We start from the raw sequence: 24,300 nt of genomic DNA on the forward strand, positions 1-24,300 counted from the left end.
CCAACCAGCCGCAATATTCGTATCAAAGATATTCTTAGCTCTAATGATATCAGATTTTTTTTAGCTATTCTAATTCCTAAAAGTACATTGCAGGGTGCTGGCTATACATGGTAATTAACCCAAGAATAAGCTTCCAACTTAATTAATGTTAATAGATCATTAGCAATAAATATCTATGCGTTTATCGATATATGTCGATGCAAATTCTTTATAATTTTCATTGAATGTCGGTAATTTTGTAATAAGATAATTATTTAAAGAGCTTTTAATTTATAAAATATTTATTTGCTTTAAATATGAGTAAAAAGGTAATCCATTTCAATAATTGGAGCCAAGTACAATATTAGAATGTAGCCCAAGGGATTTTTTGGATTCTAAGAACATAAATGAACACTGTATTCAGCCTCCTCTCCATTCTCATTGATCCCTGGAATCACAGGAAGAGGCTGCTTTTTAACTTTTTTTAATATACTAAGGATGAAAAAAACACTTTTTTTATTGACCTTTTCAATATGTGCGCCAGCATTTGCTCAGGTTGGTGTAGGCACCTCAACTCCTCAAAAAAGTCTTCATGTGAATGGTTCGTTACAAATTACGAACGAACTTAATGTTGGAGGCAATAGTAATACTGCAGGCTCAGCAGGTATGATTGGCCAGGTACTGAAATCGAATGGACCAGGTGCTGCACCTTCATGGCAAACTTTAGCAGGTGTTCCCACATCTACAGGAACAGTAATAGCTGTTAACGGACAGTTTTTAGTTGCACAGGAAATTACCGTTCAAATGACTGCTGATATGACGGGCGCTGGTTCTCCGGGTGCTACGGTAGCCAATCCCATTGGCAATCTGAATAATGAAATTATTGATAACGAAAATCTGTATACAGGAACAGCTGCAACCAATTCTTTTAAAGTTTCTGCTGACGGGGTTTATCAGGTTAATATGAACGTACAGATTTCCACAGCCAATGGAACCTCACCGGTTATTGGTATATGGAATAATAACACTGGAATGTGGGTAGCCAGGGTAAATGACACGTATGCAGCACCAACCGGCGGCTTACAAACATATACTTTAATTACTTCGATTCCGATGCAGGCAGCAAACACCTATTCGTTTAGAGCTATAAATACGCAAGATTATACGCTCAAGTATTCAAGCTCCGGTTCAACTGGTTCAGGTCCTGTGACACAAGTTTCTGTAAGACGATTAAAATAAGCAGGTAAAATATAAATTAAAAGTCAAGGTATTAAATACCAGTTCTTAATTTTTGAAATAAGATAAGCACCTATTGATCAGGTGCTTATCTTGTCTGATCTGTTTCAGTTTAGATAAATTGAGAGATAGGCACTGCTATACGTATCATGGCTTAAAATTCAAACTTGCTCTTCTTAATGCATTGAAAAATGTAGTTTTTTTAGAAAAATTCTACATATCTCTGCATAATTTTTATTTATCTTGATTCTGAATTTTCGAATATAATTCGTAGAATAAAATTAATATGACAATCATATTTTTATTTAGTGTTATTATATTAAAGTAATGTTTAATTTCATTAAATTTAGGTGTGCTGATTGTGTTTAATGCTCGGCTCAGAATAAATTACTTATTGGATGCTTATCTAAAAATATATGTACCGTTTTATTTTACCCTTTTTTTTGTTACTTTCCTGTGTATTTTATGCTCAGCAGCTATCTCCTTCAGAAATAGATGAACTGCAGAAAGATAAGTATTATCAATATTTTCAGGAAGAAAAATTCTATGAAGGTATAGAGTTCAGTAAACAAACAATTAAGCTGTCAGAAAAAATTAATTATGCTAAGGGGAAAGCACGGGGATACACTTATATTGCAGGTTTTCTGCATTCCCTAGGAAATTATAATGAAGTGCTGCAGTATCTTCAAAAAGCAGAAGATTTGGTTTCTGAATATGAAGATGACCCTGTTTTACTATCATCATTGTTTACATTGTATGGAAAAAATTACTATGTATTGGGTTTCACTGAAAAATCAAATGAAAACTATAATAAGGCATTAAAAGAGGCTTTTAAATTAAAGGACAAAAAGCAGAAACAAAAACGACTGCATTTTATTTACGGAAGTAAAGCTGTCAATTTTGGATTACTCAAGGATAATGATTCAATGTATTATTATGTGCATAAAGCATATAAAATTTCTCCCCGGGTAGTGGAAGCAACTAACCTTACCGATTATTTTATCACCCAAAAAAAGAACGAAGATTCCGCGAAATTTTACCTGGATAAAGCTGAAAATCTTTTAAAAATATCTACGGAAACATTTGATTATTTGGTGTTTAATTATATGTCGGGTCGGTATTATAAGAATAAAGGTGAGTACAGTAAAGCCTTGGTGTTTTATGAAAATTCACTTGAAGCATCCATCAGAATGAAGAGACCTAAAAATGTAATGAAGAATTATAAAGACATAGCTGAAATATATAGTTCTCAAAACAACGTCTATAAAGCTAATGAGTATTTACTGAAATACACAAAACTCAGAGATAGTTTAGCTGAGAATAATGTGTTGGCTATACAAGCTACCGAAAAAAAAATTATTAATGATGAAAAGAAACAGAGCCAAAATTCAAACATGAAGTTGTATTATATTTTAGGAGGATTGTTTTTAGGAGTTATAATAATCAGTGTGCTGAGTTTTTCACATTATATGAAAAATAAGAAAAAAGACTTTTTGCTTACGAAAAATATGGCAGCTATTTTACAGCAAGATCAACAGGTAAGAGAGCTGAAGAAAAAAGTAAATGAAAGTTTCGAAGAAGTCATACAGCTGGCAAAAGAAAACAGCCCTGAATTCTGGGGTCGCTTTCAGGAGGTATACCCAGATTTCCGCGGAAGAATATTAACAATTAATCCTAATTTGAAAACCTCGGAGCTTATACTATGTGCCTATATTTATCTGGGATTTAATACAAAAGATATTGCTCAATATACTTTTAAAGCTGTACAGACTATAAAAAATAATAAATACAATCTTAGAAAAAGGCTGAATGTTCCCCAACAAGAAGATTTCATATTATGGATGAGGATAATTTAAATAATTTTCCTAATGAAAAGGAACAATTTTTATTTTGGGAAAATGAGGAAAAGAAATTACAACTAAATAAAAATTTATTGAAATATTAAGTGTCTGTTATTATTATATTTAAATATAAAAGGTACCTCGTTGGTACCTTATTTTTTTTGATTTCAACTCTGACTTCTTTTGCTTTGTGGTTTAAATTCAGGTTCTATATTAACACTAAAAATTAAAAACACGATGAAAAAGGATGAATATTTCTGCTTTAAAATGATACTGTACAACGAGCATTTAGGTAAAGGGTCCAAAACAATCGAGTACAATTCATATTTAATAATTGCGGTCTAAAAAACGCCATTATTAATCATGTCTTTAAGAATTATTAATCAATGATACTTAATTCAGCATGTTAACAAAACAACGTAAAAAAAAGAAAAAGAAAAATCTTAATATATATTATTTATTAATCGGAAGTGCGGTCACAATTATTCCATTAGTATGCAGGATGCTATCGGCTTCAAATAAAAAGAAAGAAAAAACACAAGCTCTATTATCGAAACAGAAAACCAGTGAAGCTTTCGATGGAATAATGTATCTGGCTAAGAACAACAGTTCTGAATTTTGGGGGCACTTTCAGGAAAAATATCCGGATTTTCAGAAAAAATTATTGGAGATCAATTCCAGCCTTAAAGTTTCTGAGCTTATTTTATGCGCCTATATTTATTTGGGGTTTAATACAAAAGATATTGCAGAATATACTTTTAAAGCTGTTCAGACTGTGAAAAATAACAAATACAATTTAAGAAAAAGACTTTCCGTTCCTGCAAAAGATGATATGGTGGTATGGTTTCGAAATAACCTCGATAATTAATTAATGTTTTGATTATTAGTTATTTATGTGTTTGTGGTACTCCGTTGGTACCTCTTGTTTTTGCTTCCGATAGAATATTTTTATTGATTTGTAATTGAAAACAAATGGTAAATCTTCGGAACCTTATTAGAAATATGGGATTAAAATTTTTAGACTTATTTCTATAAAATTCGATAGTCTTATAAAAACACAACACAACAGATGAAAAATACTCTAACACCTACCCATACCTCTTCTATACAGGTATAATAATCTAAATTCTTAATAAGTTGGTATTGGGACGATTTATTCTACCCTTTCCTTCTTCTCGCTTTTTGATTAAACACACATTCTAAAAACAAAAAAACACAATGAAAAAAAATGTAATTTCATTAGGAATTTTCCTAATTTCAACTTTCTCGTTTGCTCAGGTTGGTATAAATACTTCTACTCCCAATCCCGATGCCGCATTGGATATAGTATCAGTTAATAAAGGTCTTCTGCCTCCAAGACTGGCATTAGTTTCCACAGTTTCCCCGGCACCTCTATCAGTTCACGTGGCGGGAATGGTAGTCTATAACACAGCAACAGTAAATGATTTAATTCCGGCATTATATTATAATGACGGTACCAAATGGGTATTGGCAAAAAGCTCAGGAATCACTACCAATGTGTTGAGTTCAACAGGCAATACGATTACTTCTACAGTGAATGGAGTTGCTTCAAGTACAACTGCTGTGAAAACAGTGAGCAACACTTCTTCAGGCAACGTCTTATCTACAACGGTCAATGGAGTGGCAGGTGCTGCTGTTCCTATAATTAACAGTAATGCATTGTCATTATCCGGGAGTAGTCTGACAAGTACAGTGAATGGAATTGCAAGTAATGCGGTTAATCTGGCTCCTGCTATTACAGCAGCTACTACGAACTTATTAAGCAGCTCGGGTAACACGATGACCTCAACGGTCAACGGGATTGCACGTACGGCACCTATCATCAACAGTGTGACCAACACGGTTTCAGGAAATACACTCACTACTACGGTAAACGGGATTTCTTCAGGCTCCGTTACCCTTCCACAGGGAGTTAATATTTATAATTCTGATGGGGTGCTTACTAATCATAGAGTGGTTTCTATGAACAGAAAGGAACTTTTCTTTTCAGAAAATTCGGCTAATAACATATTGTTTGATATCGGATCTACTTTTGCAGGTAATATCCGTCTGTATTCAGTAGGATCTGTTGCCTCCGTAATAAGAGCAGGAGTAGGTTCTTCAAGAATGCTTGATATGGATGTTCTTAGTAATGGCACCTCTAGAATTATGTCTGCAGGAAACACAGAATTGTTCATAGGTACTACAACCAATTCAGCCCCTTTAATATTTGGTGCTGGTAATACTAGAGCTATACTCACGGGCAGCGGAAATTTCGGGATAGGAACAACGAGCCCTTCGCAAAAGCTGCATGTTATTGGGAACATTTTAGCCTCGGGAACAATAACCCCTGATTATGTGTTTGAAAAGCATTTTGATGGAATATCAAAGCTAAAGCCATCTTATACAATGATGGACCTGGAGCAGGTGGAAGAGTATACACGTCTTAATAAGCATTTACCGGGAGTTCCTTCTGCCTCTGAAATAGAAGCTCAGGGAGGAATTGTACTCAACAGAGCTGCAGAAATAAACCTTGAAAAAATAGAAGAGCTGTATCTGTATGTTTTTGAATTAAAGAAGGAAATAAAAGCTTTAAAAGAAAAAAATATACATTTGGAAAAAATTATTATCGAAAATTAGTAACTTTAATTGTTTAATTATTAACAATAAAATAAAAATAATGAGATATTTTAACTTTTTATTTAATTTTTTCGCCATATTTTTATTTCTTTCGATAGGGACAAATATGGTAAAAGCCCAGGATTCAGATAGTGATGGCATTACAGATGTCATTGATCTGGATGACGATAACGATGGTATTCCGGATGCGGAAGAATCACCGAGTTGTTTTTATAATGTTTATGAAGCCAACCGGATAAGTTCCGTAGTATCTGCTTTAAATGGAGATACAGGAGATCCTATAGTGGGACAAGATATTCCTGTACTGTATAATGACAATTACAATGACGGGGGTATTGCTACTGCATATAATTTTGCAGCGGCTCAAATAATGGTGGCAGGAATGCCCATTTTTACCTTTACGTATCCTACCGCTATAGCTTTAAAATCAGTCACGGTAAGTACCTCAGGAGGGCTTACAACACTTACTCGGTATGCCAAGTTATATGGTTCTACCGATGGAGTACTTTATACGGAAATCTCCGCCGCAAGTAATATTGCGAACGCAACCATTACATTTACCAATAATTCTACTGCGTTATATACGTCTTATCAGATAAGATATATAGGCTCATCTACCGCAGGTAATTTAACTACGGGAGCCGCAGATACCGCCGCAATACATGAGATTTCATCCATTGTTGCATCAGTGCCAGCCTATATTCCTTCGGCACATCCAAAACCGGGGCCCTGTCTCGAAGATTTGGATAGCGATGGAACGCCCAATCATTTGGATTCCGACAGTGACGGAGATGGCTGTTCCGATGCTTATGAAGGAGGAGCTACTATTAGCAATACGGTAAGCGTGGTACCCGGACCTTATGGAGCCAATGGTTTGGCGAATGCGGTAGAAACGAGTGCAGATAGCGGACAGGTTTCCTATGTTTCCACGTATGCAAAATATGCCAGCAATTCTAATCAAAACCTGTGTACCGATACAGATAATGACGGAGTTCCCAATCCTATTGATATAGATGATGATAACGATGGAGTGCTAGATACCACCGAAGGAGACTTCTGCGGAAGAATAAACAGGAATATCAGAGTAGGGTATTTAGCAAGTGGTGTTGGAGACGCCGGTCTGGCTTCCAATATGCTATTAAACCTGAATAACTTTGGTCCCTACGGTACATATAATAAAACCACGGGAATCACTTTGGTCCCTTTTGCCACTGAAGCCAGTATCACTGAAGCCAGTTTATTGGCCAACACTATAGACGTTTTTTTTGTAGGATCTTCCGCTAATGATGCTACCACCAGTGCAGATAAGGTATCTACAGCTCTCAATACCAGATTAATTACCTGGGCTCAGAATAACAGTAAATCTATATTTGTCCTTCAAAATAATGCTGTTGATTATGGGTATACCATTACCAATAATAATGTGAATCCCAACACCCCTTCGGGAACAATAGGAACCAATACCTATACTAACGGATACTGGCCGACAACTGCTTTAAATCAATCAGGGACAGTCCAGATGACGATTCAGTCCAATACAAGACAGTTTGATATTCTGATGACAGATGCCAATCTCAGACCTGTAGTGATTACAGATAGAGGATATAATTTGCTGATCTTCCCGGATGCTACCATATATAATGCTGAATCCGGTATGATCACTCCGACGACCAATGACCAAAAGGCCATTGCAGACACCTGGACCTACTTCTTTGATAGGTTTGTAGCTCCTCAATGTACAACATTAGATACCGATGGAGATGGTATTCCTAATCATTTGGATCTCGATTCCGATGGAGATACTTGTAGTGATGCTTTAGAATCGGGAGCAACAACTTCTTTAACTCCTAATTTTGCCTTTACTTCATTGGCAGGTACGGCAACAGATACCGACAGTGACGGTTTAGCAGATATTGTAGATACCAATACCAATGGAATTCCTGATTATTTGAGTACATATGATCCTCAGGCATTGGATGCTACGATCAGGAAATGTCAGGATAGTGACGGAGATATTCTGCCAGATGCTGCAGATTTGGATGATGATAATGATGGTATATTGGATATCAATGAAGGCAACGTTTGTAGTGGATTGACGAGAAATCTGAGAATAGGGTATCTAAATACAGCTCTTGGAAGAAACGGATTAATGATCAATATGTTGAGCAATACAGCTAATTTCAGTTATACAGGCACTTATAATAAAATTCCCGGAGTCACTTTTATACCTTATGCTACGGAAGCTTCCATTACAGAAGCTCAGTTATTGACAGATAATATAGATATATTCTATGTAGGATCATCTGCAGCTGATGCCCAGACTTCGGCAGATAAGCTTTCAGCAGCAGTGAATGCAAGAATATTGTCCTGGGCGGATAATAATAGCAAAGGAGTGATTGTATCTCAAAATAATGCGACTGATTATGGATACCAGATCACTAATAATAATGTCAATACAGATGTACCTTACGGGCCTATCGGAGATGCTGTTTTTGCCAACGGATATTGGCCGGAAAGTACATTTAATCAATCAGGAGCGATACAGATGACAGTTGCTTCCTTAACCAGGACATACGAAACTGCTATGGTGGATGCCAATGGTAAGGCTGTTTTTATCCGTGATGCAGGCCGAAAAGTAGTTGTACTTCCGGATGCAACAGTTTTTAGTACCTATGAAACAACTTCAACAATTACAAACGCTGAATTAAGAATAGCAGCAGATGTTTGGGCGTATGGTTTTGATGTGTTTTTGGATGGATTTGAGCAATGTACAACTATAGATACCGATAATGATGGGATTCCTAATCATCTAGATCTGGATTCTGATAATGACGGATGTTTGGATGCTTTGGAAGGAGCGGCTGCTATAACGAACTCTCAGTTGGTTAATGCAGGTGGAAGTGTAACGGTAGGACCCGGATCTACAGCTTCTAATCAGAACTTATGTACTGGTTCGTCTTGTATAGATGTTAATGGTATTCCTACTATTGTTGGAGCAGCAGGGCAAGGAATAGGTGACTCTCAGAATGCCTCCATAAGTTCAGGATGTTTCTGCTATAAGCCTGCAGTACTGGCCGGAACCGTATTGGATACTAAGTCTGGTATAACAGCACTGGGAAGAGCGGGAACAGACAACAGCAATTGGCCAATGGTTCGTAAAGGAGCCTGGACAGCACTGGAAGCCAAAACCAAAGGATTTGTAGTGAACAGGATTCCTCTGACGGCTCAGGTAGATGCTATTGCTACCCCTGTTGAAGGAATGATGGTGTATGATGAAGAAGCTGACTGCTTAAAGATCTATACCACCACAAATAATGGAACTTCATTCAGCTGGCAGTGTTTCAATACGCAAACCTGTCCAGACTATTAGTAACTCTCTCAACTCATAATATTCTCAAAATGAAAAAAATATTCATACCAATATTTGCTGTTATTTCCATCTGTGTTTCTTCACAGGTGGCAATAGGCAAGAGTTCAGTGACCAACTCTTCTGTTTCATTGGAGTTTGGAACAGAAAACAGGGGACTGTTGTTACCCTGGGTAACTTCTGCAGCAGGAGTAACAGGAGCTGTAGATGGCACAATGATCTATGATATCACGGATAAAAAGATCAAATACCACAAAAACGGAACCTGGTTTGACCTGAGTGTAGATGCTACAGGGACTGTGAATACTGCATTACAAGATCCGCTGGCTGAAAAATCTTCTGCTAAAACAGCAATAGGAACCAATGCTGCTACTGATACCACTCCGGGTGTTTTAGTATTGACAGATATTAACAAAGCAATGATATTGCCCAAAGTAGACAGCCCACATGTAAATATCATCAATCCTTCTGCGGGAATGATTGTTTATGATAATGTAAAGCATCAGCTGGCTGTTTTCAACGGAACAGTATGGTCGTTTTGGAAACCTTAATGAAACTGTTCTCTATTAACTTATAAAAAATAGTATTATGAAAAATATAGTATTTGCAATTTTACTCATATTACCATTCGCTGTTTATTCTCAAACGGGAAATGTGGGAATTAATACCTCTTTACCGGGAAGTACCCTTACCATAAATGGTTCTATGGCTGGACAATATAAAAATGTATCAGCCTCCACAACGCTTGGGGTAAATGATTTTTATATGGCATTTAACGGCAGTGCTCCTGCTACATTTACTCTGCCGGTAGCTGTAGCAGCCAGTCCTGCTGCTGGAAATATCCTGGGGAGGATATATTATATTAAAAATACCGGAACAGGCCAACTCACCATCGCAGCAAGTGGAACGGAATTGATAGATAACCAGTCGGGGGCAGGAGTTACAAGCTTTAAGTTGAATCCTGGTGGTTATGCTATGATTATCAGCAAAGGAACAACCTCCGGTACCACATGGGAGCTGGCTACATTCATTGACAAAACAACTGCAACTATTGCCGCGCTGGGAGCTACTGATACGGTAACTTATACAGGAGCTGCATTTACGGCTTTTAATAACAGTATCCCGCAAATTATTCCATTTTCGGTAGGAGATGTTATTGTCAATCAGGGAGGATCTGTAACTTGGAATGATGCAGGAGACTACTGGCAGATTTTGGAATCAGGAGTGTATAAAATAGAAGGATATTCCTATTTTGGGAGCGGTGGGGCACCTTCAGGCACTTTTCAATGGACGGGGATTAACCTGAATATTACTAAAAATGGGACAGCTATTGCGAATATTATCGGGGGCAATCGGGGGAATTTTATGGATATTATTGCTCAGTCAGCCAATACACCCATTAATGTAAACTGTATAGTGCATCTTAATGCGGGAGACAGGGTTTATCTTACGATGAATTGGGGAGCCGGAAACAAGCCGACAACAAATGCACAAATTACAGCACCTAATTCTCTAATAGAAAGCCGGAATTTCTCAATGCAACAACTATCTGTCCCTTAATACAATGAATACAATGCATCACAATGAAAAGGAAATGAGAGAATTTATTTTAGAGCTGATTGACACCAAGCAAAAAAGCATTTCACAAATTTCCAGGGAAAATAATATTTCTAAGAAAAATATTTATAAATGGATGGTTTATAGGTGGATAGAAAAGCATGTAAAAAAAACTAATCTTCAATAATATGGATATCGATTTTAAAGAAATACATATAGGAAATTATATTAAAGAACAGATGGAACAGAAAGGAATTCCTATTGAAAGAGCATGCAATTTCTTCAAAACCGGGGAGGAAGAGGTGATAAGGATGTATGGGAATAAAAGTATAGATACAGATTCTCTTCTAAAATGGTGCAAGTTGCTGGAATATGATTTTTTTAGAATGTATGTGACTCATCTTTTATTGTATGACGGGATCTCCCATACTAAAAACAATAAGAGAATAAGAGATAGCGGAGAAAAGATTATTTTCAGAAAAAATATTTATACCAAGGAAATCAAAGAATTTCTGGTTGGTCTGGTTGCTTCTAACCAAAAAACAGTATCGCAGATCACGGAAGAGTATAATATTCCAAAAACTACCCTGTATAAGTGGCTAAGAAAACATTAAAATCTATGAGAACACCTAACTATCAAAAAATTTATTCTGATCTTCTAAAATTTAAAGGCTTAGAAAAAGAGATTACAATTCCACAATTGGATAAAAGCATTGACATTATTAAATTTAATGATTTGATATCGAAAAGAGTAGGAGAGAAAAAATCTTATATCACCCAACAGTCCAAATCTTATGACGAAGAATCCATCATTGTACTGCTTCGTTATCAAAAAGAATATAATCTTAACAATACACAACTGGCTAATGAGTATAAGCTCAGCAGAAATACTGTGGCAAAATGGAAAAAGATTTATCAGGAAAAGATATAATAAAGTTCCTTTGATCTTGACTTAATTTTAAATTAACGTGTCTGCAAATTGAAAATTAGAAAGGAACAAATAAGCAGCCTCATTTTGAGGCTGCTTATTTGTTTTGATTTTGTCAATATATTTACTGTTTCCAGAAAGTCCAGACACTGCCGTTAAAAACAGCTAACTGCTTATTAAAAGTATCATACACTATCATTCCCGGAGCAGGGTTGATTATATTAAGGTGTGGGCTGGCAACTTTCGGCAATATCATTGCTTTATTGCTATCTTCCAAAACCAAAATCCCTGGCGTGGAGGTTGGAGTACCTATGGATGTTTTGGCAGCTGCATTTTCTGTAGCTGTATTTTGGATAGTCACACCATCCACACTAGTCACCGGATCAACGGTAGTTCCTGAAGTATTTACCGAGAGATCTTTCCAGCCGGAAACATATTTTACCTTCACTTTTTTATCGGTAAGGTCATATACCAGTGTTCCGTTCACAACACCTGTTACAGCTCCCGTTGAAGTTACCCAAGGCAAAACCATTCCCCGGTTGGCAGTTTCAAAATCCAGTGAAGCGGATGGAGACGAAACGGATGTCTTACCTATGGCAATCTGGGAAAAAACAATCCCAGAAAATAAAGTCAATATAATTACGAATATATTTTTCATCTTAAATAGATTAAAATTAAGTTAATTAATTAGTAGGACAAGTTTGGGTATTAAAGCACGCCCATCCGGCAGCAGTTCCATCGGTGTTAACCTGTAAACAGTCCAGGGTGATATTATACACCATCATTCCTTCTACCAGATTGGCAGCTGGAATAGCAGTGATCTGTGCAGAGGTCAGCCTGTTGAGTACAAAGCCTTTTGTTTTTGCTTCAAGAACAGTCCATGCGCCTTTTCTTACCATCGGCCAATTACTGCCTCCTGTAGAGGCGCCTGCTCGTGCCAGGGAAGTAATTCCCATAGGAGAATCTAAAGCAGTTCCTGTTGTCACCGCTGGCTTGTAACATACTGCCTGAGTATCCGTGTCTGTTGCCGTATTATTGGTATTATTGACTTCAGTTATATTAGATGGAGGAGTAATGGTTACTGTATTAACAAGGTTTCCGGAATAAGTAAAAGGTATATCTACCACCACTGTATAGGTTACAGTACCTCCAACAGGAAGACTCACCAGGTCATTAATTGCTCCTGATTGCGTTCCGGATACGGATGTAGTGGCACCACCTGCCGCAACTGCAGTGTAACTAACATTTGCGGATGGAATTCCTGCAGGAACGGGATCTGAAACACTGGCTCCCAAAACGCCAAACGGACCATTGTTGCTCACCGTTATTGTATACGTAGTGGTAGTGCCGGGAGCATAGGTTGTAACACCGTTTGTCTTAGTCACAGCAAGATCAGCACTGAAAACTATAGGAGTAGTAACGCAATGTGCTCCATCATTTCCGGAACTTGGAGGCGCATTTGAGATCAGAACTCTCTGTCCTGTGGTAAGATTAAACTGATAGAATCCTCCTGTATTATTTACACCATACATTTCACCTGTGCTGGAAGCGAACATAGCTCCAAAATTAGTTGCACCGGGCGTAATTCCTATTGGTACTACAGTTCCTGTAGTCGGATTAACGGATACAAGCTGCCCATTTGCTGAGTTGACACCGTATAAAAGCCCTGTAGTGATGCTGTATGCCATATCAGGTAAATTAACACTTGCTGTAAGCGTAACCACTGTAGCGGTTAACGTTGTCAGGTTTATTCTGTAAATCTGATTGTTATTGGTATTTATTTTTACATAGTAATTCCCCAGATTATCTATCTCTCCGGAATTATAGATAACTGCACCAGGTAAACCTGTTACCGTTCCGAGTGTATTATAGGTACCATTGGCATTGATACGGATAATTGTGTTAGAGTTGGCAAGCATACCGTACATGAAACCATCGAGCGGATTAATACCTATTGCATTATAATTTGTAGCGGCGGCGCCCCCGATTTGTGTATAAGTAAACGGATTAGTAGCAGTATCTACATTATATAATATATTTAATTGAGAAAGATACATATTGGTAGTACATCCGAATCCCGTTAAACACTGAGTATCCTGAATCGCCGAATTAGCTGAAGTCCCGATCCCTTGTCCCTGATCCGCACCTGAATCTGCAGCTCCACCAGAGTTTACGATCACAGGTACTCCTTGAGCATCAACAGCTCCTGCAATACTTCCATTTGGATTTAGCTGTGCAACAAGTACATTTTCATCTCCTTCAAGAGAATCATAACAGCCATCCCCGTCAGAATCCAGATCCAGGTAATCTGGCGTTCCATCTCCGTCGGTATCTCTGTGATTACAGAAAGTAACTGTATTCTGTGAAATAGTTATCAATCCTCTATTTCCTGCATTCGTTGCTCCCGAACCTGCTGTACTTGTAAATGCTGTATAGTTCCATGTATACGTATTGCCGTAATCTACCCCAAAAGGCAATGTTGCAGCTCCGGCCCCTGTATTGATGGTATTCTGTAACTGCATCCTTGAATAGTAACCGCTTCCCAGGACCGCTCCGGCATTGGCGGCATTAAAGCTCGAAAATAAATCGAGTCCAGTATTGCTGCTATAAGAAGAAGTTCCCGTTACTGTCGGTAAATTTCCTATGGTTGTAGTATAATTACCTAACTGAGTAATCCGATTGGTACTTAGCAGATACCTAAACCAGGAATCTGGAGTATTTGGTGAGGCGCCACTCTGATCTTCAGTGGTTGTATTATTAGTGGGCAAACCAGTATACAAAGAAGTTGTGTTGGGAAGTATTCTGAATTCAGTTGCTGAAGTATTGAATACGCTCCAGGTATGGTTTTGCGCATTCACCGTATTGTTAAGGTCTGAATAGGCAAAAGGAACACTAAAACTGTTTCCTAATGATGCTACGGCAGGACCGGAAGTTAAAGTATATACCAGATTAAAGTTTCCGCCGTTAATCCCTATCGTAGCTCCTGCCAGGGTGCTGGCTATATTCAGGGTATAAACACTTTGAGAGGTACAATAGCCTTCAGCTGTATCCAAAATTCCGTCATTATCATCATCCAGATCCAGTGTATCATCAATTCCATCCCCGTCTGTATCTGTAATAACCGGTGTAGGTGTTACGCTGGCAGTATTATTCGTGGTATCAGGATCTGGAAGATCTCCGGAAATAGTAGCTGTGTTCATATAGCTACCTGTGCTTTTTACAGTAGCATTAACTTGTAAAGTAGCACTTGCGCCGGCATTGAGATTTCCTATAGTCCAAACACCAGTCCCACTGTTATAAGTACCTGTGGAAGCTGTAGAGCTAATATATGTATATCCGGACGGAAGTAAATCATTTACGACTACGTTGGTATTATTGGAAGCCCCTGTATTATTTGCTGTTACAGTGAAATTAATAGTACTCCCTGCAGGAGGGCTTGGGTTATTTACTGTTTTTGTAACTCCTAAGTTCGACTCTGAAGCAGTTACTCCCAGCATATATCCATCTCCTGCTGTATTTGCTGTTCCATGCCAATTAGTCCCTGTATTGGCAGCTGCTCCCCGTGTAAATATTCTTAAGGTTATTGTTGTTATGCCTGTGCCTGATATCAATACGGTTCCCCTGGAAGAATTTGCAGCTGCACCATCAGGAGTTGTGGCAGAATTTAATATTTGAGTAGGTGTAACATTCAAAAGTGCTGTACCCGATATCTTTGAAAAAGATACCGGCACATTAGAGGACACATAATCAAATTCGGCTGTATAAGATTGGGCGTTTGATGTTCCTCCTAGTGCATTAACCTGTAAATATGGATTATTAACCGGTCTGCTAAAAGTAAGGGTTAAGTCTGCCATTTGCCAGCGTTGATTTGTTGCTCTTCCTGCAGCTGTCAGCGGTTGAACATTGGTGGAAAAATTGATAGCCCTGTTTGTTGTTATGTCAATGCCAGTCCCTACCGGTGCACTACTGCTTGTAAAAGGAGTATTAACAGTGGTACTTCCGAAAGCATTCATTAATGTAAGAATAGGCTCTCCAGGATATCCCATGAAAACAGCTCCATTATAGCCGGTAAAATTGGCTTGTGTATACTGTTGATTACTCATAGTATAAGTAACATTCAAAGCACTTGGATTGGCATAAGTAGCATACGTGCTACCAGTAGGATTGTCTGTATTGTTTCGCAGTCTGATTACAGTACTGCCTACAACATTTGTTACATTGGTAGTAGGGTTGCTATCGCCTGCGGCCATCTCTAAGGAAGGGGACTGGGCTTTTAAACAAACAGTGTATAGTAGCACTATTAATAAAAAAAGGTTGCCCTTAATAGTTCTCCTGCCATTGCTGGGTTTAGAAAATAAGGTTTTTATCATAATTTACATTTTTCAGAATAAAAATAGTAATTATTATTGATAATTACTATTAATTTTTAACTTTTTTTGATTATTAATGTAAATTTAAATAAAAATTAAAAAGACCGGTTAAAGTAAAATTATTATCACATTTTAACAAAAAATTTGTATATTATAGCAGGACAATTTGTTCAGGCTAATTTCTGGTAATACAAAATATTTGTTCGGCCTGAAAAGTTAAAATGTTTTTTTTTTTTAAATTCAGTGATAGCTAAGGCAGTTTGGAACAGCATTAATTCCTGTAAAACAAAATTATTATTTGGGATATTATCTTACATTACATCAAAGGAATGAGCGTATGGATATTGAGGAACAGATAGATGATCTATTGAATGACGCTTTTTTCATTAATAAAAACCAACATGTTTTTTGTGACTAATCTATTGGCATAGTACCTAAATGCTTAATTTCTTTTTATATTTGTAATCCCAAATTAGAATTCTTGGTTTTACTTGTTTGATTTTCATATTTAAAGTGCTCGCTTTGAATTAATTAATCTCCACTTACAAATCAAATTATATTGTTGCTCGTTATATATTCTAAAATTGAACTGCTGTGAATTGAGAGCTTCAAAAACACCGATTAAAACATTCGCTTAGCCGAATTAACCTAAGATTGTACGCTTAGTGTATGCAAAATATAGTAGGCCTCGCTTAAAACAGACACCGACAAAATATTAATATGATTATTAAAAATCAACAGAAAAAAATAATCATAAGAAGAATTGAATATTAATTTTAAGCATATAGTATCTCAGAAATCTATTTATATAGCAGTTCTGTCTACCTGTTTAATTGCTGCAGCCGCATTTGCCGTTCTGAGCGTTCTCATTACTCATGACAGCCGGAAAAACAATGAAGAATTTGCACGGAAGACATTTTTCCGGAAATACGAAACCATAGAAAAAGAATTCAGGAACATAGAAGACTATCAGTACCTGCTTAAGGCTTTAATCCAGAAAGACGGTCTGAAAAACTATAAAGAATATTCTTCCGTTTTAAACGATCTGAATAAAAAACGTAATCTGCTGCCTTACAGCTGGTATTCCTATTATAGCCATACTTCGGGGGAATTTGTGAGCAGCAGCCCATTATCTTATCTCTTCAGAAAGAAAGAAAAGGAAGGGAAGTATATAAAAATAGAAAATAAGGGCTCCGGACATTTCAGTGATTTTCTCACCACCCGAAAAGACAGTGTGTATTGGGTAAGCTATGATTCTCTTGCGCTTCCCAACAAAGATCTGCTATATTACGGTTCTGCAGTAAGCCTGGATGATCTTCACGAATATTTCATTAATATAGATAAAACGCCCAATAATTATGCCTACATTTTCACCAAAGAAGGGGTCTGTATTACCCATCCTGAAAAGAAATATTTAGGCAGAAATATTTTTGAGTTTACCAATATTACACCCAAAGATACCTTAGCCCGCCAAACAAAAACAGGATATACAGAAGAAAGTACGGTCTCCGAATATCTGGATGTAGACGTGACCCGCTTCATAAAACCTTTAAAGACCGATAATTTTGAAGGATATGCAGTTGTAAACCACGTCAATTTTCTGATTGATGAAAGCGTCAATAAAACAAAGACCTACACTGTTTATATCTTTCTGGCCGCTCTCTTTCTTATTGTAACTGTTTTTATACTGTTTCAAAGATCTACAGCTCTGGCGTACCGGGAAAAAGAAAAGATTCAGTCTGAAAAAAATCTCCTGTTGGTTGAAAATGAAAAAATGCACAAAGCAGAAGCCCTGAACCAACTCCAGCAGCTTAAAAATAACATCAATCCCCATTTTCTTTTCAATTCGCTGAATTCTCTTTACATGCTCATAGGGATCAACAAAGAAAACGCGCAGAAATTTACCATGAACCTTTCCAGGATTTACCGGTATCTTATTGTGCCTCCCGGAGAAAACATAGTTTCTGTTGCGCAGGAAATCAGTTTTATTCGGCAGTATATGGATCTTTTGAAAAGCAGGTTTAATGAGGAACTTACTTTTGATCTCATCATCCATAACCCCCAAAGCCTGGAAAAACGGATTCCGTATCTTTCCCTTCAGATGATCGTGGAAAATGCCATCAAGCACAATATCGCTACCATAGATCATCCGTTGAATATTATTATCACTGTTGAACATGATGGTGTCAGTATCAAAAATACATGGCAGCCAAAGACTGAAGAAAATGTTCAAGGGGAGAAATTCGGAATTGATTATTTGAATCAGGTTTATAATTATTTTAAAAATAATTCTGTTAATATTTCAGTAGATGGTGAATATTTCATATGTTTTTTACCCTTATTGGAATAAAAAATGAAATCCACTCACTCCCAAAAATACACCTCTCACTCCCTATTAATGTTGATATTATTTCTTTACCTATAGTTTTGCGGGCAGAAACATGGGATATCTAATAATTTGGAATGAATAGGACTATTTTAATGAAGAACTACAGGCTGGCACTGTACTTAGGACTGGCTTTAGCCTCACCGGCAGCACTTGCACAGAAAAAAGACACTTTAAAAACAGATAAAGAAAAATCAGAGAAAACAGATTCTTCATCAAAGAAGACAAAGAAAATTGATGATCTGATCAAAAAAGGGATTTACAAAAAAGGCCTTCTTAATACCATTCAGGTAAAAACAGATGTATATTTTGAAATTCCCGATAGCCTGATGGGACGTCAGTTTCTGGTAGTCAATAAACTGTCACAGGTCCCGATGCAGGTAAACGAAGCCGGCCTGAATAAAGGAATGAACTATGAAAACAAAGTCATTTCCTTTCACCGGGACACCGTAGCTAAAAAAGTTTGGGTGAAAACTGTGGTTCCACAGGTATCATCACCTAAAAATGACGCCATTACAAGATCTGTTAAAGATAACTTTTCAGAATCTGTGATTGAGGTTTTTGATATTGAAGCCCAAAACAGCGATTCTACCTCTGTAGCCATTAAAGTCAATAAAATCTTTGACGGAAATCAAAAAAGTTTCAATGATGTTCTGGCCAATGTAGGTCTTGGAGGATCCGTAAAATCAAGCCTTTCCTACATAGAAAAAGTAAAAACCTTTCCTCAGAACCTTGTAGTGAAGTCTCAACTGACGACATCCGTAAACGAAGGAGGCGTGGATCTGCCGGTAACCCTTGGAGTTACTACCAATCTCGTGTTGCTTTCCAAAATACCGATGCAGCCGAGAACAGCTGATTCAAGAGTCGGCTTTTTCAGTGAAAAGCACTGGACATTCAACGACCGTCAGCAGAAAATGGATGAAAAGCAGCTTATTACCAGATGGAGGCTTGAACCCAAAGATGAAGATAAAGAACGATACTTAAGAGGGGAGCTGGTAGAGCCTAAAAAACCGATTATTTATTACATAGACCCATCAACACCAAAACAATGGCGTGAAAAGATCATAGCAGGCGTCTATGACTGGCAGGCCGCTTTTGAAAAAGCAGGCTTTAAAAATGCCGTTATTGCCAAAATGCCTGATGAAAAAGATGAAGATTTTGATATTGACGATGTAAGATATTCTGTGATCACATATGCTGCCTCACCTAAGGCCAATGCGATGGGGCCGTCGGTAGTGGATCCGAGAAGTGGTGAAATCATTGAATCGGATATCATATGGTGGCATAATGTGATGACATCCCTTCAGGAATGGATGAGAATTCAGACAGGACCAATAGACCCAAAAGCCAGGGGAAATACATTCAGTGATGAACATATGGGAGAAGCGATCCGCTTTGTATCCTCCCATGAAGTAGGGCATACCTTTGGATTGAAGCACAATATGGGAGCGTCTTTCGCATTCCCTGTAGAGTCGCTTCGTTCAAAAGAATTCACTGATAAAATGGGAGGAACTGCACCTTCTATCATGGATTATGCGCGTTACAATTATGTCGCTCAGCCGGAAGATGGAGTTACAGCGATCACTCCAAAAATCGGAGTCTATGATAAATACGCTATTGAATGGGGCTACCGTTGGTATCCGGACGAAATATCCGAGAAAAAGGGACTTAAGAATTTAATCGAAAAACATCAGGATGATCCCATGTATTTCTATGGAGAACAGCAGAGTTACCTGGAAACCATAGATCCCCGCTCACAGTCTGAAGATCTGGGTGATGATGCCATGAAAGCCGGTGAATACGGGATCAGAAATTTAAAGATCGTTGTAAAAAATATTTTGACATGGACTTATGAAGACGGGAAAAGCTATACAGATGCTGGAAAGCTGTACCTGGGAGCAATAGGACAGTGGGATCTCTACACAGGTCATGTTATGGCCAATGTAGGAGGTATTTACCTGAATCAGACGGTTTTTGGCAGCAATAAAAAAGCCTATGAGGCAGTACCTGCTGAAACCCAGAAAAGAGCAGTAGATTATCTTATTAAAAATGCAATACAACTTCCGGAGTGGCTGTTCTTCAATCCGATTTCAGAGAAAACCTACCCGGTTAAAAACTCACCGATGGGACCGTTCGAGCAGACTCCGTACACTTTAGCAAGAGGAATGCAGTATGGGAATATTTACTCCCTGTTTATGGATGACCGACTGCTCAGAATGATCGAAAATGAATTAAAACATGAAGTTTCCGGTTCAAAAGAAGAAATCTACACCGTAGAAAATTTATTCAATCAGGTTCGCGCGGCCATTTTCAGCAAAAAAGGAAGTTTAACCATCCTTGAAAAAATGACCCAGAAAAATTATGTAGATGCCCTAATCGTTTCTGTCAATAAATTATTTGAAAAAACAGCAGTCAAAGCTTTAAAGGTTGAAAATACGCTGAACGTTCCGATGATCTGCAACTTCCATGGAGAAGATTACGGTCTTAGAAATATCAACTATTCATCCATGAAAAGAGTATCTGAAGTAACCACTTATAAAAGAGCAGAACTCCAGAAAGTACTGAACTTACTATATAAAACTAACAATAAAGGAGATGAAGCTTCCAGGGCTCATTACGCAGACTTGATCATCCGGATAAAAGAGGCTTTAAACAAATAATCAGCTATGAAAAAAACTCTAATACTTTTACCTCTTTTGGCAGCTCAGATTGCGTTGGCCCAGGAAAAGAAAACTATTACAGGAAAAATTGAAGACGAAAATACCTCTGGTGTTATTGTGGGAGCATCTGTAAAAATAGAAACACAGTCCGTTTCCACCAAAACTGACCTTGAAGGAATTATTGAAAGCGTATCAGTAGGTACGGTAACCGATAAAAACGGAATATTCATCCTTGAAATTCCTGCAGATACCAAGTCTGTACTGATCAGCTATCCCGGCTATGAATCCAGGATTATTCAGATCAGTGAAGATAAGACTAACTATACAGTAAGACTGATTCCTGAAGTTTCAGACAAAAATAAAATTCAGGAAGTCATCATTACCGGATACCAGAAAATTGAAAAACGCAAGCAGACTTCTGCCGTTTCAACGGTAAAGATGGATAATATCAGCCAGGCCGGTGTTGCCAGTGTGGATCAGATGATGGCAGGACAGATTGCCGGAGTTGTGGTAACACCGGAAACAGGAGCTCCGGGAAGCCCTGCAAAAATCAGAATCCGGGGAACAGCTTCCCTTTCCGGTCCACAGGATCCGTTATGGGTAGTTGACGGTCTTCCGTTAGAAGGAAATGACGTTCCTAATTTCAGTGATAAAGATAATATTGACCAGCTTCAGAATTTTTCTATTGCCGGACTTAATCCTAATGATATTGAAGATATTACCATCCTGAAAGATGCAGCAGCTACAGCCATTTATGGAGCCAGAGCTGCAAACGGTGTGATTTCCATTACGACGAAAAAAGGAAAGAAAGGAGCGATGAAGCTGAACTTTTCAGCAGATACTTTCGTAACGGCACGTCCAGATTTCGGCAGACTGAATTTGTTGAATGCCTCAGAAAAAGTTGATCTTGAATTAATGCTTGCCAGCCGTGCTGACCTGACTTATCGTGCCGATAAAGGAGAGGTCATGAGAATTTTAATGAAAAACAGTCAGCTTGATACCTTCAGAAACGGAGGTTTGGGTGCACTGAATACCTTTACCCGTCAGCAGATCGATGGTTTAAGAAATAACAATACAGATTGGGGGAAACTGTTGTATAGAAATGCCATCAACAAGCAATACGGATTAAGCCTTTCAGGAGGCAGCGACCGTTCGGATTATTACTTCTCCCTGGGGTATTATGATGAAGAAGGAACAACGATAGGAACCGGCTTTAAACGCTATAACCTGACTTTAAAGAACAATTATAAAATAAGTGATAAGCTGAATGCAGGAATCTCTGTTTTTGGAACACACAGCGAACGTAAATCGTTTGTAACGGATGCCGATGCTTCCATCAGCCCGATAAATTATTCAAGAAACGCTAATCCTTACCTTACGCCTTACAATGCAGACGGAAGCTACAGGTATGATCAGGATATTGATGGTTTCGAGAACAGGTATATCCCTTTCAACTTCCTGGAAGAAAGGAATAATACAAGCTATACGCTGAAAAACCTATCATTAAAAGCCATCTTCGATTTAGAATATAAAATAACAAAAGACCTGAAAATTACCTCGCAGTTGGGAATGCAGTACGACAGCAATAAAACTGAGAAATTTGCTGCCGGAAACACCTACTTTACAAGAAAGATGAAAGAAGGGACACGCTATTACAAAGATGGCGCGTACCGTTACTTTCTGCCCGACGGAGGAGTGAAACAAAACTGGGATAACGATTTTTTTCAATACAACTGGAAATTGCAGGCAGCCTACAGCACAAAGATCAATTCCGTACATGAAATTGATTTGATGGCCGGAACGGAGATCCGTAAAACCGATGATAATACTACCGTAACCAGAGCTTTCGGCTATGACAGCATTACCAGAAGAGCGACGGCGATCGTTTTCCCGACTTCAAGTTTTGCAGCTGAAAGAAGATATGAAACTTACCGCGAAATGCCGCCAATCGAAAATGCATATGCATCCATGTTTGCAACGGCTTCTTATACATACGACCAGAAATATACTTTCTTCGGAAGTATGAGGTATGACGGAACGAACTTATTCGGAGTTAATAAAAAATATAAATACCTGCCGATATGGGCCGTTTCAGGTTCATGGTTAGTGACTAAAGAAAACTTCATGAAAGATTTTACGGCTGTTTCCAACCTTAGACTGAGAGCTTCCTATGGTCTGCAGGGAAATATAGACCGTAACACATCGCCATTCTTTATCGGGGAATATTTTGATGCTACTATTCTTCCGGGAAATAAAGAGAATATTATTAACGTGATCAGTCCGCCCAATGATAAGCTTCGCTGGGAAAAAACAACCAACACAAACCTTGGTCTTGATTTGGGAATGCTGAAAAACAGAATCAGTCTTACCGCAGATGTCTACAGCAGAAAGGGGACGGATATGATCAGTATGAAAGAGACGCCGCTCGAAACCGGGTTTGAATATACGATGATGAACTGGGGAAGCTTGACCAACAAAGGTTTCGAATTGGCGTTATCTACCAGAAATATAGATAAGGAAAATTTCAAATGGACAACTACCATCAATTTCGCACATAATAAAAGCAGAGTACTTAGTGAGCAGCCACGTGACAATGCTTTGCTTCCTTCCAGAGAAGGACTTCCTGTAAACGCCGTATTTGCTTTGAAAACAGCAGGACTGGATGAAAACGGAAACCCTATGTTCTGGAAAGGAAATGAAAAAGTAAGCGCTGAAGATTTCTTTAAATTATATGATGTCTATGCAGACTTCCTGCCGGGCCAGCTGGTAGATACCAAACTTTCCAATGCTGAACTGAGAGGCCTTTTCACCTATGTGGGAGACAGAGACCCGAAGTTTACCGGAGGAATTATCAATACCTTCAAAGTACGGAACTTTGACCTGACGATTTCTGCAGCTTTCAATCTGAAGCAGACTGTGATGCAGACCCCTTCTTACCGTGGAATGGATCTGGACAGAGGAAGAAACTATACCAAAGATATTTACCAGGCAGGGACTACACTTCCGGGAATTACCAGTCCCGATATGGAATCCAATCCGGGATGGATGGCCAATAAATGGTTTGCCGATAACCGGTCCAATGCCTACAGCCTTCTGGATGTATGGGCAAAAGAGATCAGCTATGTAAGGATCAGCAGTATCCGTTTAGGATATACGCTCCCGAAAGAATTTACGAATCCCATGGGAATCTCCAGCCTCAGACTAAGTGTTGAAGGCCGTAACCTGTTTGTTTTCAGTAATGGATATAAAGGGTATTTTGATCCTGAAACCTATGGTAATATTTACGCGCAGCCTATTACCAAGTCTGTTACCGTAGGATTTAATGTTTCTTTTTAA

General features: G+C 38.1%; 14 protein-coding genes. 12 read left to right on the forward strand and 2 right to left on the reverse strand.

Annotation, left to right across the window (positions count from 1 at the left end):
• Positions 1–477 precede the first annotated feature (477 nt).
• The 9 genes from DRF60_RS17805 to DRF60_RS17850 all read left to right on the forward strand — a co-directional run bounded on the left by DRF60_RS17805 (position 478) and on the right by DRF60_RS17850 (position 11,551).
• Entirely contained in the window at positions 478–1,218 is a 741-nt protein-coding gene (locus tag DRF60_RS17805; protein WP_116013899.1) for a hypothetical protein, read from the forward strand.
• A 413-nt stretch (positions 1,219–1,631) separates the two neighbouring features.
• Positions 1,632–3,071, forward strand: coding sequence for a tetratricopeptide repeat protein (locus DRF60_RS17810; protein WP_116013902.1), 1,440 nt, complete (start codon positions 1,632–1,634; stop codon positions 3,069–3,071).
• Positions 3,072–3,459: 388 nt separating this feature from the next.
• Positions 3,460–3,924, forward strand: coding sequence for a helix-turn-helix transcriptional regulator (locus DRF60_RS17815; RefSeq protein WP_116013905.1), 465 nt, complete (start codon positions 3,460–3,462; stop codon positions 3,922–3,924).
• Between the two features lie 350 nt (positions 3,925–4,274).
• Positions 4,275–5,696: an autotransporter outer membrane beta-barrel domain-containing protein gene (locus DRF60_RS17820; protein ID WP_116013908.1), complete on the forward strand. Its 1,422-nt coding sequence runs from the start codon at positions 4,275–4,277 to the stop codon at positions 5,694–5,696.
• A 40-nt stretch (positions 5,697–5,736) separates the two neighbouring features.
• Positions 5,737–9,066 carry a hypothetical protein gene (locus DRF60_RS17825; protein ID WP_123902701.1) on the forward strand — a complete coding sequence of 1,110 codons (3,330 nt, stop codon included), beginning with the start codon at positions 5,737–5,739 and terminating at the stop codon, positions 9,064–9,066.
• A 29-nt stretch (positions 9,067–9,095) separates the two neighbouring features.
• Positions 9,096–9,614 (forward strand): hypothetical protein, encoded by a 519-nt coding sequence (locus DRF60_RS17830; RefSeq protein WP_116013913.1) that lies wholly within the window; start codon positions 9,096–9,098, stop codon positions 9,612–9,614.
• Between the two features lie 37 nt (positions 9,615–9,651).
• A complete protein-coding gene (locus tag DRF60_RS17835) occupies positions 9,652–10,623 on the forward strand; it encodes a hypothetical protein (RefSeq protein ID WP_116013915.1) in 972 nt (323 codons plus the stop codon).
• 185 nt (positions 10,624–10,808) lie between these two features.
• Positions 10,809–11,234 carry a transposase gene (locus DRF60_RS17845; protein WP_238640238.1) on the forward strand — a complete coding sequence of 142 codons (426 nt, stop codon included), beginning with the start codon at positions 10,809–10,811 and terminating at the stop codon, positions 11,232–11,234.
• Between the two features lie 5 nt (positions 11,235–11,239).
• Positions 11,240–11,551, forward strand: coding sequence for a helix-turn-helix domain-containing protein (locus DRF60_RS17850; protein WP_116013921.1), 312 nt, complete (start codon positions 11,240–11,242; stop codon positions 11,549–11,551).
• A 121-nt stretch (positions 11,552–11,672) separates the two neighbouring features.
• On the opposite strand, the gene DRF60_RS17855 is transcribed toward DRF60_RS17850, so the two are convergent.
• Together DRF60_RS17855 and DRF60_RS17860 are read right to left on the reverse strand one after the other, a co-directional pair.
• Positions 11,673–12,206, reverse strand: coding sequence for a hypothetical protein (locus DRF60_RS17855; protein WP_116013924.1), 534 nt, complete (start codon positions 12,204–12,206; stop codon positions 11,673–11,675).
• A 25-nt stretch (positions 12,207–12,231) separates the two neighbouring features.
• Positions 12,232–15,918, reverse strand: coding sequence for a DUF11 domain-containing protein (locus DRF60_RS17860; protein WP_116013926.1), 3,687 nt, complete (start codon positions 15,916–15,918; stop codon positions 12,232–12,234).
• Positions 15,919–16,681: 763 nt separating this feature from the next.
• Here DRF60_RS17860 and DRF60_RS17865 point away from each other — a divergent pair.
• The 3 genes from DRF60_RS17865 (at position 16,682) to DRF60_RS17875 (ending at position 24,300) form a co-directional block, all read left to right on the forward strand.
• A complete protein-coding gene (locus DRF60_RS17865; protein WP_116013929.1) occupies positions 16,682–18,268 on the forward strand; it encodes a histidine kinase in 1,587 nt (528 codons plus the stop codon).
• 113 nt (positions 18,269–18,381) lie between these two features.
• Entirely contained in the window at positions 18,382–20,964 is a 2,583-nt protein-coding gene (locus DRF60_RS17870) for a zinc-dependent metalloprotease (protein WP_116013932.1), read from the forward strand.
• 6 nt (positions 20,965–20,970) lie between these two features.
• A complete protein-coding gene (locus DRF60_RS17875) occupies positions 20,971–24,300 on the forward strand; it encodes a SusC/RagA family TonB-linked outer membrane protein (RefSeq protein ID WP_116013935.1) in 3,330 nt (1,109 codons plus the stop codon).

The sequence above is a fragment of the Chryseobacterium elymi genome, assembly GCF_003385495.1.
Classification (GTDB): Bacteria; Bacteroidota; Bacteroidia; order Flavobacteriales; family Weeksellaceae; genus Chryseobacterium; species Chryseobacterium elymi.

Bases quoted from the DNA above. Each gene is read 5' to 3' on its own strand.
- DRF60_RS17805 (WP_116013899.1), top strand. From the start codon at position 478: ATGAAAAAAACACTTTTTTTATTGACCTTTTCAATATGTGCGCCAGCA.
- DRF60_RS17810 (WP_116013902.1), top strand. From the start codon at position 1,632: ATGTACCGTTTTATTTTACCCTTTTTTTTGTTACTTTCCTGTGTATTT.
- DRF60_RS17815 (WP_116013905.1), top strand. From the start codon at position 3,460: ATGTTAACAAAACAACGTAAAAAAAAGAAAAAGAAAAATCTTAATATA.
- DRF60_RS17820 (WP_116013908.1), top strand. From the start codon at position 4,275: ATGAAAAAAAATGTAATTTCATTAGGAATTTTCCTAATTTCAACTTTC.
- DRF60_RS17825 (WP_123902701.1), top strand. From the start codon at position 5,737: ATGAGATATTTTAACTTTTTATTTAATTTTTTCGCCATATTTTTATTT.
- DRF60_RS17830 (WP_116013913.1), top strand. From the start codon at position 9,096: ATGAAAAAAATATTCATACCAATATTTGCTGTTATTTCCATCTGTGTT.
- DRF60_RS17835 (WP_116013915.1), top strand. From the start codon at position 9,652: ATGAAAAATATAGTATTTGCAATTTTACTCATATTACCATTCGCTGTT.
- DRF60_RS17845 (WP_238640238.1), top strand. From the start codon at position 10,809: ATGGATATCGATTTTAAAGAAATACATATAGGAAATTATATTAAAGAA.
- DRF60_RS17850 (WP_116013921.1), top strand. From the start codon at position 11,240: ATGAGAACACCTAACTATCAAAAAATTTATTCTGATCTTCTAAAATTT.
- DRF60_RS17855 (WP_116013924.1), bottom strand. From the start codon at position 12,206: ATGAAAAATATATTCGTAATTATATTGACTTTATTTTCTGGGATTGTT.
- DRF60_RS17860 (WP_116013926.1), bottom strand. From the start codon at position 15,918: ATGATAAAAACCTTATTTTCTAAACCCAGCAATGGCAGGAGAACTATT.
- DRF60_RS17870 (WP_116013932.1), top strand. From the start codon at position 18,382: ATGAATAGGACTATTTTAATGAAGAACTACAGGCTGGCACTGTACTTA.
- DRF60_RS17875 (WP_116013935.1), top strand. From the start codon at position 20,971: ATGAAAAAAACTCTAATACTTTTACCTCTTTTGGCAGCTCAGATTGCG.